Annotated in this window: 15 protein-coding genes; 7 read left to right on the top strand and 8 right to left on the bottom strand. The window is 62.3% G+C overall.

The window, feature by feature from the left end:
• Positions 1–37: 37 nt before the first annotated feature.
• Positions 38–2,401, bottom strand: a complete 2,364-nt coding sequence (locus AB7M32_RS14685; RefSeq protein WP_454250323.1) for a DNA polymerase II — start codon at positions 2,399–2,401, stop codon at positions 38–40.
• 317 nt (positions 2,402–2,718) lie between these two features.
• On the opposite strand from AB7M32_RS14685, the gene AB7M32_RS14680 reads away from it, so the two are divergent.
• The 5 genes from AB7M32_RS14680 to AB7M32_RS14660 all read left to right on the top strand — a co-directional run bounded on the left by AB7M32_RS14680 (position 2,719) and on the right by AB7M32_RS14660 (position 6,674).
• A complete protein-coding gene (locus AB7M32_RS14680) occupies positions 2,719–3,159 on the top strand; it encodes a CBS domain-containing protein (protein ID WP_060738251.1) in 441 nt (146 codons plus the stop codon).
• 69 nt (positions 3,160–3,228) lie between these two features.
• Positions 3,229–3,825, top strand: coding sequence for a paraquat-inducible protein A (locus AB7M32_RS14675; protein ID WP_454250322.1), 597 nt, complete (start codon positions 3,229–3,231; stop codon positions 3,823–3,825).
• Complete coding sequence (locus AB7M32_RS14670; RefSeq protein WP_072405287.1) at positions 3,822–4,481, top strand: paraquat-inducible protein A; 660 nt, start codon at positions 3,822–3,824, stop codon at positions 4,479–4,481. Before AB7M32_RS14675 ends, AB7M32_RS14670 begins: the two co-directional genes overlap by 4 nt.
• Positions 4,462–6,120 carry a PqiB family protein gene (locus AB7M32_RS14665; protein ID WP_454250321.1) on the top strand — a complete coding sequence of 553 codons (1,659 nt, stop codon included), beginning with the start codon at positions 4,462–4,464 and terminating at the stop codon, positions 6,118–6,120. Before AB7M32_RS14670 ends, AB7M32_RS14665 begins: the two co-directional genes overlap by 20 nt.
• A gap of 17 nt (positions 6,121–6,137) precedes the next feature.
• Positions 6,138–6,674 carry a PqiC family protein gene (locus tag AB7M32_RS14660; RefSeq protein WP_454250320.1) on the top strand — a complete coding sequence of 179 codons (537 nt, stop codon included), beginning with the start codon at positions 6,138–6,140 and terminating at the stop codon, positions 6,672–6,674.
• Positions 6,675–6,777: 103 nt separating this feature from the next.
• Here the strand turns inward: AB7M32_RS14660 and AB7M32_RS14655 are convergent, their stop codons facing one another.
• Complete coding sequence (locus AB7M32_RS14655) at positions 6,778–7,407, bottom strand: glutathione S-transferase family protein (protein WP_454250319.1); 630 nt, start codon at positions 7,405–7,407, stop codon at positions 6,778–6,780.
• 233 nt (positions 7,408–7,640) lie between these two features.
• Here AB7M32_RS14655 and AB7M32_RS14650 point away from each other — a divergent pair, with 233 nt between their 5' ends.
• Positions 7,641–8,075: a phage infection protein gene (locus AB7M32_RS14650; protein WP_454250318.1), complete on the top strand. Its 435-nt coding sequence runs from the start codon at positions 7,641–7,643 to the stop codon at positions 8,073–8,075.
• A 215-nt stretch (positions 8,076–8,290) separates the two neighbouring features.
• On the opposite strand, the gene AB7M32_RS14645 is transcribed toward AB7M32_RS14650, so the two are convergent.
• The 4 genes from AB7M32_RS14645 to AB7M32_RS14630 all read right to left on the bottom strand — a co-directional run bounded on the left by AB7M32_RS14645 (position 8,291) and on the right by AB7M32_RS14630 (position 12,865).
• Complete coding sequence (locus tag AB7M32_RS14645; protein ID WP_454250317.1) at positions 8,291–9,385, bottom strand: DUF1615 domain-containing protein; 1,095 nt, start codon at positions 9,383–9,385, stop codon at positions 8,291–8,293.
• Between the two features lie 836 nt (positions 9,386–10,221).
• Complete coding sequence (gene hemB, locus AB7M32_RS14640; RefSeq protein ID WP_158455402.1) at positions 10,222–11,196, bottom strand: porphobilinogen synthase; 975 nt, start codon at positions 11,194–11,196, stop codon at positions 10,222–10,224.
• A 116-nt stretch (positions 11,197–11,312) separates the two neighbouring features.
• Positions 11,313–12,170, bottom strand: coding sequence for a PhzF family phenazine biosynthesis protein (locus AB7M32_RS14635; RefSeq protein WP_454250316.1), 858 nt, complete (start codon positions 12,168–12,170; stop codon positions 11,313–11,315).
• Positions 12,167–12,865, bottom strand: coding sequence for a glutathione binding-like protein (locus AB7M32_RS14630; RefSeq protein WP_454250315.1), 699 nt, complete (start codon positions 12,863–12,865; stop codon positions 12,167–12,169). Before AB7M32_RS14630 ends, AB7M32_RS14635 begins: the two co-directional genes overlap by 4 nt.
• 306 nt (positions 12,866–13,171) lie before the next feature.
• Here AB7M32_RS14630 and AB7M32_RS14625 point away from each other — a divergent pair, with 306 nt between their 5' ends.
• Complete coding sequence (locus AB7M32_RS14625) at positions 13,172–13,846, top strand: histidine phosphatase family protein (RefSeq protein ID WP_072405296.1); 675 nt, start codon at positions 13,172–13,174, stop codon at positions 13,844–13,846.
• A 99-nt stretch (positions 13,847–13,945) separates the two neighbouring features.
• Here AB7M32_RS14625 and mnmH read toward each other — a convergent pair whose 3' ends face one another.
• Positions 13,946–15,049, bottom strand: coding sequence for a tRNA 2-selenouridine(34) synthase MnmH (mnmH, locus tag AB7M32_RS14620; protein WP_454250314.1), 1,104 nt, complete (start codon positions 15,047–15,049; stop codon positions 13,946–13,948).
• Positions 15,049–16,083: a selenide, water dikinase SelD gene (selD, locus tag AB7M32_RS14615; RefSeq protein ID WP_454250313.1), complete on the bottom strand. Its 1,035-nt coding sequence runs from the start codon at positions 16,081–16,083 to the stop codon at positions 15,049–15,051. Before selD ends, mnmH begins: the two co-directional genes overlap by 1 nt.
• Positions 16,084–16,258: the final 175 nt, after the last annotated feature.

Genomic DNA, 16,258 nt, shown 5'->3' with positions numbered 1-16,258 from the left:
CACAAAGGCGTCCTGCCAATAACAGGGCCTCCTCCCGTCAGAACAACCCCATCTGCCCTCCCACCAATGTCGAAAAATCATCATCCACAAACGGCAGGATCGCATCCGCCACCGGTTGCAGCTGTTTGGTCACGTAGTGGTCGTAATCGATTGGCGCACTGCGAATTTCCAGCGGCTCGGGGCCGGCGACAGTGATGACGTAGCTGATCCAGCCGCCATTCTGGTATTGCCGCGGGCGGCCCTGGCGCTGGTTGAACTCATCGGCCAGCCGCGCGGCCCGCACGTGAGGTGGGACGTTGCGCTCGTAATCTTCCAGCGGCCGTCTCAGGCGCTTGCGGTAGACCAACCGATCATCGAACGCACCGGCCAGGGTCTGCTGCACATAATCGCGCACATACTCCTGATAGGGCTTGCGGTGGAAGATCCGCTCGTACAACTCCTGCTGGAACTGCCGGGCCAGCGGCGACCAGTCGGTACGCACGGTTTCCAGGCCTTTGTAGACGATTTCATCGCTGCCGTCGGCGCGGGTCACCAGCCCGGCGTAGCGTTTCTTGCTACCCTCCTCGGCCCCCCGGATGGTCGGCATCAGAAAGCGCTTGAAGTGCGTTTCGAACTGCAGCTCCAGCGCGCTCTCCAACCCGAACTCGGCACGCACCTGCTCACGCCACCAGTGGTTGACGTGTGCCACCAACTCGCGACCGATCCTGGCCGCTTCCTCCTGACCATGGGCACGACGCAACCAGACGAACGTCGAGTCGGTATCGCCATAGATCACCACATGGCCCTGGGCTTCGATCAACTGGCGAGTGCGCTGCATGATCTGGTGGCCGCGCAGGGTAATGGACGAGGCCAGGCGCGGATCGAAGAAGCGACAACCACTGGAGCCGAGCACGCCATAAAAGGCGTTCATGATGATTTTCAACGCCTGGGACAACGGCGCATTGTGTTCGCGCTTGGCGATCTCCCGGCCTTCGGACACCCGCGCGACGATGGCCGGCAGGCAATGCCGAGTCCGGGAAAAGCGCGCCCCGCGAAAGCCCGGCACCGACTCACGGTCATCCGGGTGGCGCAGCCCTTCGATCAAGCCCACCGGGTCGATCAGGAAGGTGCGGATGATCGACGGATACAGGCTCTTGTAGTCCAGCACCAGCACCGACTCGTAGAGCCCCGGCTGGGAATCCATGACAAAACCACCCGGGCTGGCCTCGGGCGGACGCTGGCCGAGATTGGGGGCAACAAAACCCTGGCGGTGCATCAGCGGCATGTACAGGTGCGTGAAGGCCGCCACCGAACCACCGCTACGGTCCGCTGGCAGGCCGGTGACGCTGGCCCGTTCCAGCAGGAACTTGAGGAGCTCGGTCTTGGCGAAGATCCGCGTCACCAGCTCGCAGTCCTTGAGGTTGTAGCGGGCCAGGGCCGGCTTGTCCTCGGCGAACATGCGGTTGATCTCGTCCATGCGCTGGTACGGGTTGTCGATGGACTTGCCCTCCCCCAGCAGCGTCTGGGCGACGTTTTCCAGGCTGAACGACGGGAAGCTCCAGGTCGCCGAGCGCAGGGACTCGATCCCGTCGATGATCAACCGGCCTGCCGCCGAGGCGAAGAAGTGATTGTTGCGCGCGCCGTGCTCGCGCCATTGCATTTCTTCGCCACCGCGCCCCAGGCGCAACGGCACCGCCAGTCGCCGGGCATGTTCATGCAGCACCCGCAGGTCGAATTGCACCAGGTTCCAGCCGATGATCGCGTCGGGGTCGAAACGGGCGAACCAGTCGTTGAGTTTCTTCAGCAGCAGCGTGCGCGATTCGCAGTATTCCAATTGGAAATCCACGCCGCTATCGTCGCCATTAGGGGGGCCGAGCATATAGACCTGGCGCTCGCCGCAGCCTTCCAGGGCAATGGAATACAAATCGCCCTGGGCAGTGGTTTCGATGTCCAGGGACACCAGGCGCAACGGTGGACGGTAGTCGGGCGCCGGTTTCATCTGGGCATCCACCAGCAGGCCATCGGCGGCCGGCGTACCGCCGAACCACACCGGGGCGGTGATGAAGCGCTCCATCAGGTAGCGCTCCGGTGGCCGGATGTCCGCTTCGAACACCTCCACACCGGCGCGGCGCAAGGTGCCGTCCAGGCGCATCAGTTGGGCGTGTTGCTGGCAATACAGGCCCAGCACCGGGCGATGCTCGAAATCCAGCAGGTCCAGGGGGCGTAGCTCTATCTCCTTCTCCCCTTGCAGCAAGGCTTCGAGCTGGCCACGCTGGATCTGCGGCACGAAGGCCACCGACGTCTGCACCGGCAGGCGTACCCGCCGGGGACCGGCGTCGGTCGCCAGCCAGAATTCGACTTCGGTGCCGGCCGGGGTGTCGCGCCAATGCCGGGTCAGGACGAAGCCCTGCTGTAAATCCACCGCTGAAACCTCGAATTTTGCGTAGGCGACGATTCTACCTGTGGCGAGGGGATTTATCCCCGCTGGGCTGCGAAGCAGTCCAAAAACCTGCCAGCGCGGTGTGTCAGGTCGATGTCATCAGCTTATTGGGGCTGCTGCGCAGCCCAACGGGGATAAATCCCCTCGCCACAACAGCGCCTGACCACGAGATGGGTGGTAATTTCCCGGGCAATGACGCTTTTGGACGATTGGCCGCCGCTTTACCGCTTGCTCTGCGCCGTTGGGTCTACGATGCTTTAACAACCAGCAAAAACAACACCCCGACCCGAGGCTTCCCCATGAAAACCGTCGCGCAGTTGCTCCGGCTAAAAGACGATAAGAACCAGCAAGTGCACACCATCTCACCGGACGACATGGTATTGCAGGCGCTGATGCGCATGGCCGAGAAGAACGTCGGCGCCTTGCTGGTGGTGAAGGACGAAAAAGTGCTGGGGATCATCAGCGAGCGCGACTATGCACGCAAAATGGTCCTGCACGGTCGCTCGTCAGTGGGCACGAAAGTGAGCGACATCATGGTATCCCCCGTGATCACCATCGACCCGCATCAGAATGTCGAGACCTGCCTGAGCATCATGACCGACAAGCACTTGCGACATTTGCCGGTGGTAGAAGACGGCAAGCTCGTCGGGCTGCTGTCCATTGGCGACCTGGTCAAGGAAGCCATCGCCGAACAGGCCGACCTGATCCGACAACTGGAGCAATACATTCGCGGCGAATGATCCTTTCCATCGGGTTGCTCATTCTCAACACACTTCTATATTGAAGGGGTTGTTCCTGCGAGCATCCCGATGGCCGCCACCGACCGACTGATCATTTGTGAACATTGCGATGCGGTGTACGAGCCGATTGTGCTCGCCCCGCATCAAAAAGCCACGTGCGTGCGCTGCCACGCGGTGATCCAGCGCTACAACGGCCTGACCATCGAACAGCGCCTGGCCTTGAGCGTGACGGCCGCGGTGCTGTGGGCGTTCGCCAACCTCTACCCGGTGATGAGCATCCGTCTCCAGGGCCTGAGCAACAGCGCGACGTTGTGGGACTCCATCGTGGCGCTGAGCCAGGGCCCCATCACCTTCATCGCCCTGGTGACAGCGGTGGCGATCATCGTTGCACCGGCCTTCCAACTGGCGCTGCTGCTCTGGGTACTGAGCCATGCCTACCTCCAGCGACGGGCGCCTGGGTTCAGCCTGTGCATGCGCAGCCTGGAAACCCTGCGGCCCTGGAGCATGCTGGAGGTGTGCCTGCTGGGCGCGCTGGTGGCGGTGATCAAGCTCGCCGGCCTGCTGGATGTGCTCCCGGGTATCGGCCTGTTCGCCCTGGCGGCCTTGAGCCTGCTGATGATCCGTATTGCCGGGCGCGATGTCCGCGACCTGTGGGACAGCCTATGAACGGCCGGCCGCAGGACACCCCGCCAGAGGCCCGCGACCTGAACCTCTGCCTGTGCCACAGTTGCGGCCTGGCCTGCGACATGGCCGACGGCCCCCAGACCTGCCCGCGTTGCGACGCCGCCCTGCACCGCCGTAAACCCGACGCCATCACCCGCACCTGGGCCTATATGCTCGCGGCGCTGGTGTTCTACATCCCGGCCAACCTGCTGCCGGTCATGAATACCCAGATGCTCGGCGAAGGCGCCGACAGCACCATCATCAGCGGGGTCATCGAGTTCTGGCACAGCGGCGCCTGGGACATCGCGCTGATCATCTTCATCGCCAGCATCGCGGTACCCGGCATCAAGTTCGTGGTACTGACCCTGCTGCTGGTGACCGTACAACGACGCAGTACCTGGGCCCAGGTCCAGCGGGCGAAGCTGTACCGGCTGGTGGAAGTCATCGGCTATTGGTCGATGCTCGATGTGCTGGTGGTGGCCCTGGTGGCCGCCCTGGTCAAGTTCCAGGCACTGAGCGATATCGAGCCTCGACCGGGTATCCTGTTCTTCGGCCTCGTGGTGCTGTTCACCATGCTCTCGGCCATGAGTTTCGACCCCCGGCTGATCTGGGACACTCAACCATCCGAGGAGGTCATGAATGAAGTCGCAAGCCACTGACGGGCAACAACCCGCCCCCGGCCGGGCCCACGTCACCACCCGGCGCTGGACGGTGTCGCTGGTGTGGATCGTGCCGATCATCGCGGTGCTGGTAGGTGTTTCCCTGGTGGTCCACAACTGGCTGCAGGAAGGCCCGACCATCACCATCACCTTCAAGACCGGCCAGGGCCTGACCGCCAACAAGACCCAGGTGAAATACCGCAACGTGGTCATCGGCCAGGTCACCGACGTGCAACTGAGCCAGGACCAGAAGAACGTCACCGCCACGGTCAAGCTCGCCAAGACCGCCGACACCTTCACCCACGAAGACTCGGTGTTCTGGGTCGTACGGCCGCGCATCGGGGCCGGCGGGATCTCGGGGATCGACACATTGCTGTCCGGTGATTTCATCGGCGCTGACGCCGGCCAGTCGAAAGTACGTGCCAAATCCTTCACGGGGCTGGAGAACCCGCCGCCGATCACTTATGGCGAACCGGGCAAGCGCTTCACCCTGCACGCCCAGGACCTCGGCTCGCTGGACATCGGCTCGCCGGTATACCTGCGCAAGATCCCGGTGGGCCAGGTGGTGTCCTACGCCTTGGACGCCGACGGCAAAGGCGTCAACATCGACGTGTTCATCAACGCGCCCAACGATGTGTATGTCACCGAAAACACCCGGTTCTGGAACGTCAGCGGCGTGGACGTGAACGTCGGCGCCAACGGTTTCGCCGTCAAGACCGAATCGCTCTCGGCCTTGTTGCTGGACGGCATCGCGTTCCGGGCACCGGAGTACAGTCCCAATGACAGCGCCGCCAGTGAAGACAAGACCTTCGAGCTGTTTGCCGACCAGCAGAGCGCCCTCGCCCCACCCGATGGCAAGGGCCAATACCTGGCCTTGCGTTTCGACCAGGCCCTGCGCGGGTTGCGCGTCGGCGCGCCGGTGGAGTTCCTCGGCGTGGAAGTCGGCAGGGTGGTGGCCATCAACCTCGATTTCGATGAGAAGCAACGCAGCTTTCCGGTCAACGTCGGCGTGGTGATCTATCCTCAGCGCCTGGGCAAGGCCCATGAAAAACTGCTCAAGTCGCTCAATCATGATCCCGAAGACGAAGCGGCCGGTGCCCGCCTGATCGGCAGCTTCGTCGAGCGCGGCCTGCGCGCCCAGGCCCGCAGCGGCAACCTGCTGACCGGGCAGTTGTACATCTCGCTGGACTTCTACCCCAAGGCCGAAAAAGTGGCCTTCGACCCCAGCGCCCGCCCCGTGCGTATCCCGACCCTCCCGGGCAGCCTCCAGCAATTGCAGGAACAACTGCAGACGATGGTCGAGCGGATCAACAAGCTGCCACTGGAGAGTATCGCCGGCAACCTGGATGGCAATCTGGTGGAACTGCGCAAAGGCCTGGCCCAGTTCAACAGCAAGACCCTGCCAAGCGTGCAACACACCTTGCAAGACGTCAGCAAGACCCTGCAATCGGCCAATTCGACCCTGGCCGAAGATTCACCCCAGCGCGAACAACTGACCCAGACCCTGGACGACCTGGGGCGCATGTCGCGCTCGCTGCGCGAGCTGTCGGACTACCTGAGCCGGCATCCCGAATCGCTGCTTCGCGGTCGTCCCAAGGACGCACCGGCACAGAACCTCATATTGCCGGTAAAAGAATGAGTACAGGAGCCCGTCCCATGCCACTGACGCTGAAATTCACCTTGGTCGCCGTGGCACTGCTGCTCGGCGCCTGTCGCAGCGATCCGATTCATTACCACACCCTGAGCCCGGCTCAGCCGACAGGCCCGTCACGCTCCGGCGTGGATATCCAGATCGAACAGGTGAGCGTCCCACCCCAGGTGGATCGCACCCAAATGGTCATTCGCCAGGGCAACAGCGGATTGGCGATCCTGGAAACCGAATGGTGGGGCGCCAGCCTGGCAGATGAACTGCACAGCAGCCTGGACGAACAACTGAACAACCCTGGCGCGCCGAAATCATCGCTGCGGGTGGACGTGCAGCGCTTTGATTCGATCCCCGGCCGCTATGCCCGCATGGACGTGCAATGGCGCCTGCGCAACCTGGGTGGCGACACCCGCCTCCTCACCTGTCGCAGCAGCCTGCAAACGCCAGCGGGGGCCAGTATCGACGAACTGGTGACGGCGCATCAGCACAACGTCCAGCAATTTGTCGACTTGGTTGAGCAGGCGGCTGTACGCAAGGCTTGTCCTTGACCTGTAGGCGCTGCCGAAGGCTGCGATCTTTTGATCTTTTGATTTTTCGCTTGAGATTCGAGCGTTAGCGCAAAGATCGCAGCCTCGCTTCGCTCGGCAGCGCCTACAAAGGCCAATGCAACGACAGCATCGGTGCAACGCGCGGATGGTGATCGATGCGCTCCAACAATCCGTAAAACTCCGGACGGGCGTTCAGCATTGCCTCCCGCGTGTTTCTCCACTTCGTGATCACCGCCGCCAGGATATCCATCGCCCCTGGCTCGGCACCGCCGAGAAACGGCCGGGCCGGGAACTGATCGGCAAACAGCGCCCAGTTTCGGTACAGCCGTTGCTGGGTGCCCGCTACCAAGCGCTGCCGAGTCGCTTCATCCGCATCGTCCAGCCAGCGTTCCGGAAAGTCGATGATGCCGATGGGCGTGTAGCAATTGGCTGCGATATAGACCAGCCCCCGTATGGCTTGCGCACGCTGGGTTGGGTCATCAGGGAGCAGCTTCGACGCCGGAAAGGTCAGCCCGAGGTGAATCAGGATCGCCGCCGCTTCGGTCAGCACCGAGCCGTCCGGCAACTGCAAGGTCGGGACCTGCTTCTGAGGGTTGAGTGCCTCGAGTGCTTTCGCGGCGTCGCTGTCCTGGGTCGAATAGGCATCGACCCGCCGATACGCCACATCACAAAGATCCAGGGCAATCTCCACCGCCGCAGAACCGGATTGCCTGTAACCGAATAACTGATACATGAACTTGCCTCCTGCCTGTGGGTTACCCGGTAGAGCCCACAAACCTGGCCGTGTTCCACCCGGAGGACGACACGCACGTTGTGGCCCAGCCTCGCTGGATCAACCGACATCGATGGACTGACGAGCTATCACTGCCGTCGATGTTCACCATCATGCCAATGAAGTTCTCTTGATGGTCGCCCGGGACAACAATGGCCCCACACAAAACCACTGCACCCCCGGAGCACACCATCATGAAACGCCAAGTCATCCTCAGCCTCGCTTTCTCCGTACTGGCCGCCAACGTATTTGCCGCCTCCTCGCAACCCGTCGTCGCCGAAGGCGGTTCTGATCGCCTGATCGAAAACCGTGTCGCCGAAGGTGGCTCTGACCGCCTGCTGGAACGCCGTGTCGCCGAAGGTGGCTCCGATCGCCTGCTGGAACGCCGTGTCGCCGAAGGTGGCTCCGATCGCCTGCTGGAACGCCGTGTCGCCGAAGGTGGCTCTGACCGCCTGCTGGAACGCCGTGTCGCCGAAGGTGGCTCTGACCGCCTGCTGGAACGCCGTGTCGCCGAAGGTGGCTCTGACCGCCTGCTGGAGCGCCGTGTCGCCGAAGGTGGCTCCGATCGTTTGCTGGAACGCCGCGTTGCCGAAGGTGGCTCCGATCGTCTGATCGAAAACCGCGTATGAGTTGCTTGACCGCAATGCCTGGAAATATCGCAAATGATGGGCAACACACCCCGTGGCGAGGGAGCTTGCTCCCGCTCGGGCGCGCAGCGGCCGCAACCTTCACACAGCCGCTGCGCAGTTCACCCGATGCACCGTTGCAGAACACTCCCAACCCAAACCCATCACAATAAAAGCCCGGCCTCATCCGCCGGGCTTTTTCATGCCTCAACGCCTGGCTAGCGCCCCGCCGCCCGCGCCATGCAGCGCTGATAACGCTCATCCACCCGCTTGGCGAACCACGCCGTGGTCAGCTTGCGCGTGATTTTCGGGCTCTTGAGCACGATCCCCGGCAATACCGCCCGCGGCAACGGCTTGCCCTCGGCCCGCTCAGCCAGTTCGAACACACGCTTGTAGAGCGTGCTGTCCTCGAAGGCCAGGCTGTCGCCCTGCTCCAATTGATCGCGAATGGTCGGGTTGCGCATTCCCAACGACTTGCCCAGCGTGCGTACCGCCAACTCCGTGCTGCCCGGCATGATTGAATCATGGGCAACCAGATCGCCATCCAGCGCCAGGGAGATGCCCGACGCTACACTCACCGCATGCTGGAAAGCCGCGTTGCGACTGGCGTACCACCCGGCATTGAAATCGGCGAAACGATACAACGGCTCGGTATAGTTCACCGGATAGCCCAGCAAATGCGCGATACCGAAATACATCCCGCCACGGCGACTGAACACTTCGCGACGAATCGAGCCATCCACCGTGTAGGGATAATCCCGCGCATTGGCTTGGGCAAACGCGATACTGACCTGCATCGGCCCACCCGTGTGCACCGGATTGAAACCGCCGAACAGCGTCTTGCCCAGCGGCACCATGCCAATGAAGTCATCGAAGATCCCGCTCAGCTCTTTCTCGCTACGGGCCGCGTTGAGCCTGTCGCTGTAGCTTTTGCCATTGGGCGAGCGCACCTGGAGCGCGCCGCTGACCAACAGCTCCGGAATGTGCACCTTCGCCGCACGGCGGTTGATCTCCTGACGGGCGATCTTGCCCAGCCCCGGCACCGGTGGGTCGGCCTGGAACGTCGACTCCTGCTCGGTCACCGCCAGGACCGCACAGATATTCTGCGTCGTGGACGGAATCTGCTGGGCCGCAAAGGCCACGTAGATGTCAGTCGCCCAACCTTCACGATCCGCCGTCTTGGCCGGCAACAACTGCACGATCTGCTTCTTGACCTCGGCGGGCTGGCGCTCGGGCTCCTGCAACTGACGGCTGCCGCAACCGGCCAGGGCCAGCAACGCCGCGAGGCTGATCATCAACTGGTTGAATTGCATGGTGCTCCATCGCGTTCGTTATTCCGGAGCAACCATACGATCAAAAGCGGATGCGGGCTATGCCCAATGTGGGAGCGAGCCTGCTCGCGATGACGGCGGCACAGGCATCCTCGATACAAGCTGACCCACCGCTATCGCGAGCAAGCTCGCTCCCACAGGAGAATGGCGGTGTACCCGGATCTTCCGTCCAATCCAAAACCCATGTGGGAGCGAGCTTGCTCGCGATGACGGTGGCACAGGCGTCCTCGATACAAGCTGACCCACCGCTATCGCGAGCAAGCTCACTCCCACGGGAGAATGGCGGTGTACCCGGTTCTTCCGTCCAATCCAAAACCCATGTGGGAGCGAGCTTGCTCGCGATGACGGTGGCACAGGCGTCCTCGATACAAGCTGACCCACCGCTATCGCGAGCAAGCTCACTCCCACGGGAGAATGGCGGTGTACCCGGTTCTTCCGTCCAATCCAAAACCCATGTGGGAGCGAGCTTGCTCGCGATGACGGTGGCACAGGCGTCCTCGATACAAGCTGACCCACCGCTCTCGCGAGCAAGCTCGCTCCCACAGGAGAATGGCGGTGTACCCGGATCTTCCGTCCAATCCAAAACCCATGTGGGAGCGAGCTTGCTCGCGATGACGGTAGCACAGGCACCTTCTATGCAAGCTGATCCACCGCTCTCGCGAGCAAGCTCGCTCCCACAGGAGAATGGCGGTGTACCCGGATCTTCCGTCCAATCCAAAACCCATGTGGGAGCGAGCTTGCTCGCGATGACGGTAGCACAGGCACCTTCTATGCAAGCTGATCCACCGCTCTCGCGAGCAAGCTCGCTCCCACAGGGATCAGATCCCGCTCAGCGCCAGGTCCATGGCGAAGTAGGTGAAGATCAGGTCTGCCCCCGCCCGCTTGATTGCGCCAAGGCTCTCGCGAACCACACGGGCTTCGTCGATGGCGCCGGCCTGGGCGGCGAATTTGATCATCGCGTATTCGCCACTGACCTGGTAAGCCGACAGCGGCAGGTTCGAAGCCTGGCGAATATCGCGGATGATGTCGAGGTAGGCACCGGCCGGCTTGACCATCAGCGCATCGGCACCTTCCTGCTCATCGAGCAGGGATTCACGCAGGGCTTCGCGGCGGTTCATCGGGTTCATCTGGTAGCTCTTGCGGTCACCTTTCAGCGCACTGCCGCCGGCCTCGCGGAACGGCCCATACAGCGCCGAGGCGAATTTGGTGGAATAGGCCATGATCGCCGTCTGGCTGAAGCCGGCTTCATCCAAAGCTTTGCGAATCGCCTGCACCTGGCCGTCCATGGCCGCCGACGGCGCGATCACATCGGCACCGGCGCGGGCCGCCGCCACGGCTTGCTTGCCCAGGTTGATCAAGGTCCGGTCGTTGTCCACTTCATCGCCGTGGAGCACGCCACAGTGACCATGGTCGGTGTATTCACAGAAGCAGGTGTCGGACATCACGATCATTTCCGGCACCGCGTCCTTGCAGATCCCGGCCATGCGTGACACCAGGCCGCGCTCACGCCAGGTGTCGCTGCCATCATTGTCCAGGTGATGGGACACACCAAAGGTCATCACCGACTTGATGCCAGCACGGGCATAGCGCTCGATCTCACCGGCCAGCTTCGACTCAGGGATGCGCACCACGCCGGGCATGCTCTTGATCGGTACGAAATCGTCGATTTCTTCTTCGACGAAGATCGGCAGCACCAGATCGTTCAGGGTGAACTCGGTTTCCTGGAACAGGCTGCGCAGGCTTGCATTGCGGCGCAGGCGGCGTGGACGTGCTTCGGGGAACTGGCTGGACATGGGACTCCTGGGCAAAAAATGCGGCTCGATCACAGGGAGCGAAGCTTATGCCCAGGCCAGCCGGGGCACAAACGCCAGCTGGAAAACAGAGTGTTACCAGCCGGGTAATAATCGCCTCACAAGGTCAACGAGCCATTGATGCACGTCACCACCGCGCCACCAATCCAGACCTCTTCCCCCAGTTGCTCGACATGAATTCGCCCGGCCCGGCCCATCGTCAGCCCCTGGCTGACCACGTAGGACGCAGGTGCCAACCCTTTGCCGAGCATCCATTGCGCAAGCCCGGCGTTCAGGCTGCCGGTGGCCGGATCCTCGGGCATGCCATCACCGGCGATGAAGCCCCGCACCTCGAAGTGGGCCTCATCGCCATCCACGGCCCGATCCCAGGGTGCGATCACGCCCACGGCCAGGTCCAGCAACTGCTGGTAATCAGGCTCGAGCGTCAGGACTTGCCGGCGATCCTTGAGCATCACCGCCAGCCAGCCGGCACCGTTATCGACCCATTGCGCCTCGACAATCGCCTGCGCTGCGAGCCCCAGCCCCTTGCGCACCCGCTCCAGCAGCTCGGCCTCCAGCGGACCGGACTTGAGCAAGGGCGGCGCGAGGAACGCCAACCCATGATCGCTGCGGCGCACCCTGACCAGGCCGACGCCACATTCCTGCACGATCTCCTGCCCTTTGGGCACGCCTCCGGCTTCCAGCCAGGCGTGACAACTGCCCAGGGTCGGATGCCCGGCAAACGGCAACTCGGTGGAAGTGGTGAAAATACGCACCCGGTAATCGGCTTCCGGGTGCCGCGGCGCCAGCAGGAACGTGGTTTCGCTGAGGTTGGTCCAGTTGGCAAAAGCGGCCATGCGCGAGTCACTGAGCCCATCGGCTCCCAGCACCACCGCCAGCGGATTGCCCTTGAGCGGTACATCGCTGAACACATCCAGTTGCTTGTAATCGAATCGGCTGGTCGTCGGCTTGCTCATTCCGGAATCTTCAACCCACGGGCCACGGCCGGTCGCGCCAGGAAGCGCTCCAATACCCGCGTCACATTGGGGAAGTGCTGGATACCCACCAAATCACCGGCTTCATAAAAACCGATCAAATTGCGCACCCAAGGAAACGTGGCGATATCGGCAATGGTGTAGCGCTCGCCCATGATCCAGTCCCGCCCCTGCAGACGGCCATCGAGCACCTTGAGCAGGCGCTTGCTTTCTTCGACATAACGATCGCGTGGCCGCTTGTCCTCGTAGTCCTTGCCGGCGAACTTGTTGAAGAACCCCAACTGCCCGAACATTGGCCCGATACCACCCATCTGGAACATCAGCCACTGGATCGTCTCGTAGCGCGCCGCCAACTCCTGGGCCAGTAATTGTCCGCTCTTGTCCGCCAGATAAATCAGGATCGCCCCCGACTCGAACAACGCCAACGGCTGGTCCCCCGGCCCATGGGGGTCGAGAATCGCCGGGATCTTGTTGTTGGGGTTCAGGGAAAGGAACTCGGGCGACAGCTGGTCGTTGCTGGCGAAGTCCACTTTGTGGGGCTCGTAGGGCAGACCGGTCTCTTCCAGCATGATCGAGACCTTCACGCCGTTGGGGGTTGGCAGGGAGTAGAGCTGGATCCACTCCGGGTATTGGGCGGGCCATTTTTGGGTGACGAGGTATGGCGTCAAGTCGGGCATGGGGTCGGCTCGGAAATGAAGGAAACCCCGAGGATAATCCAAGATGTTGAGGACGACATCACTGCCCGTCACACAATTCACGTCGTCCCTTCTTAATTCAGCAACATCCTGTCGTTAACGTTCGTCCCATCTCCTGACGGAGATCGCTACAGTGCACCGGAATCGAACCAAAGTGCTCGAAGGGACTCTGAGCAATGCCCCCAAAGAACCAACGAGGCGTAACGACAGGGAAAACACCCGAGGCCAAGCGCTTCGCGGTGCCAGGGTTTGTCAGCCTGACTCAAGCGTGCTGAAGACTATTATTCGATGATGAACCCACTGAATTTCGCCAGACGCTTCAAACACCGTTCGTGGCTGATGCTGCCAACGCTGCTTGTGGTCTGTGGCCTGGTGCTGTCGCTGGAATCCAGCGTCAGCCGCGCCCAGCCAGCCGACGGCGTACAGACCCTGGTGTTCCTGCGCCACGCCGAGAAACCCGCCGGAGGCCTGGGCCAGCTCAACTGCCAGGGCCTCAACCGCGCCATCGACCTGGCCACCCTGCTGCCGGAAAAATTCGGCAAGGCCGACTACGTGTTCGCGGCCAACCCGACCCGCAATGTCGAAGAGGGTGAGCTGGACAACTCCTACAGCTATATTCGCCCGCTGATGACCATCAGCCCCAGCGCCATCAAGCTCGGGCTGCCGGTAAACATCAATTTTTCAGCCAACGACACCAGCGACCTGGCTGACGAGTTGCTGCACGACAAGTATCACAACTCCACCATCTATACCGCCTGGTCCCATGGCTACCTGCCGGAGCTGATCAACAAGGTCGCCGCAGAGGCGGTGGGCAAGAAGCAGACCATTACCGAAGACTGGGCCTCCGGGGACTTCGATTCGCTGTATGTGCTGACCCTGACCTGGCACAACGGCAAGGCCAGCCTCACCAGCCAGAGCTACAAGCAAGGTTTGGACAACGGCCAGCAAACCTGTCCGACCTGATCATCACTGTGGGAGCGAGCTTGCTCGCGATAGCGGTGGGTCAGCTTGCATCAAGGGTGCCTGTGTCGCCGCCATCGCGAGCAAGCTCGCTCCCACAGGTCACCGTCCCCGGGCCTCCCGCTCGCGCAAGTACTCCAGCACCGCCGCCTGCTCTCCCGAGAACTCGATCCGCAAGCCCTTCTTTTCCCGCTGGAACACGTACATCGGGTCGTAATACTCACGCAGCAAACCCTCGATCCAACCGCGATGCACATCGACGGCGCCGCTGTGGGCCTGCTCGGCCAGGGCGGTTTCCAGGATGTCTTTCAAGCGCCGGTGACGGTCGCCACCCAGGCGTTTGTGAATGTTGTCCAGGCTTGCCAGCAATCGCTCGGAAAACAGCGAAAAACCTTCGTCGCCATGTACCGCGACAAATTCCGCACACAGGTCAATGACGTAATCCTGCAGGATCCGTTCGACCCGGCCCTCCAGGCTGTCTTCCAGCCAGACCATCGGAACCTGCTGCATGCGCTGGTACAAGGACAGCGGCAAGGCGCAGCTGCCGACCGCACGGCTCTCATCTTCCAGCACAAACTGTTCGATGCCGCCGGCGCGTTTTTTCAGCACATCCACGGCCAGGCGGTTTTCAAAATCGATGTTGGAAGGCTGGCCGGTGGCGCGTTTGCCGAAGCTCGAACCGCGATGGTTGGCGTACCCTTCCAGATCCAGGCTGTTGCCCAGTTGGCCCAGCACTTCGGTCTTGCCGGTACCGGTCATGCCGCCCAGCAGCACCAGGTCGCACTCGGCGACCGCCTGTTCGATGGTGTCCAGCAAGAACGTGCGCATGGCCTTGTAGCCACCGCCGACCCGAGGGTAATCAATGCCCGCTTCGTCCTTGAGCCATTGCTGGACGATCTGCGAACGCAAGCCGCCGCGAAAGCAATACAGCAGACCACCGGGGTGGGCCTTGGCGAACGCCGCCCAAGCCTGGATGCGTTGGGCCTTGGTCTCACCGGACACCAGTTGATGCCCCAGGACGATAGCGGCCTGTTGCCCCTGTTGTTTGTAGCAGGTCCCGACACGTTGCCGTTCGTTGTCGGTCATCAACGGCAAATTGACCACGCCGGGGAAAGCGCCCTTGATGAATTCGACTGGGGCGCGCGTGTCCATCATCGGTCGGTCATGGAGGAAGATGTCGCGGTAATCGGTGATGTCATGGCTCATCAAGACACCTCGACCGCGTAACGCTGTCGTTCGACCAACTCGCCGATGGGCTCCAGCGCCAGGCCGAGTTCAGTGGCCATTCGCAGGAATTCGTCCTCGCCTTCGGAGGTGACGGCAATCAACAGGCCGCCGCTGGTCTGCGGGTCGCACAGCACTCGCTTATGCAGTTCCTGGACCCGACCGACCTTGCTGGCGTAGCTGTCGTAGTTGCGCAGCGTACCGCCCGGCACACAGCCCAGGTCGAGGTAGTATTCGACGCCCGGCAGACGCGGCACCGCGTCATAGCGGATGCGCGCGGTCAACTGGCTGCCGTCGGCCATTTCCACCAGGTGCCCGAGCAGGCCGAAACCGGTGACGTCGGTCATCGCCGTCACGCCATCGAGCTTGCCGAAGCGGCTGCCGGGTTTATTGAGGGTGCACATCCAGTCACGAGCCAGGCCAACATCGGCGGCGCGCAGCTTGCCTTTCTTTTCCGCCGTGGTGAGGATGCCGATGCCCAGAGGCTTGGTCAGGTACAGGCGGCAACCGGCGGTGGCCGTGTCGTTGCGTTTCATATGGCGCTTTTGCACCAGGCCCGTGACCGCCAGGCCGAAGATCGGCTCAGGCGCATCGATCGAATGCCCGCCAGCCAGGGGAATACCGGCCTCGTCACACACGGAACGACCGCCGCGAATCACTTCCCGGGCAATCTCCGGGGCCAATACGTTGACCGGCCAGCCAAGAATCGCGATGGCCATCAGCGGATCACCGCCCATGGCGTAGATGTCGCTGATGGCATTGGTGGCGGCGATGCGACCGAAATCGAAGGGATCGTCGACAATCGGCATGAAAAAATCGGTGGTCGAGACCACCCCACGCTCTTCGTCGATGGCATACACCGCAGCGTCGTCGCGAGAAGCATTGCCGACCCACAGCTTGGGATCGAGGTTCTGCGCACCACTGCCGGCCAGGATCACTTCCAGCACTTGGGGCGAAATCTTGCAGCCGCAACCGGCGCCGTGGCTGTACTGGGTCAGGCGAATCGGCTCGCTCATGGGCATATCTCCGGTCAGTCAAGGGGATCGATTCTAACAGCAACGTCGCCGACTCAGTGCCGTGCCGAGCATTCGCCCGTGCAACACTTTGGTGCTGCTTCAGGCGGGCGTGAAGCATTCGGCGCACCTGGCCTGACCAAAAGGACAGGAAAACCGCCTTAAACCCAAGATTTTC

This window comes from Pseudomonas sp. R151218B TE3479, from assembly GCF_053629195.1.
This window is presented reverse-complemented; position numbering and strand designations above follow the sequence as displayed.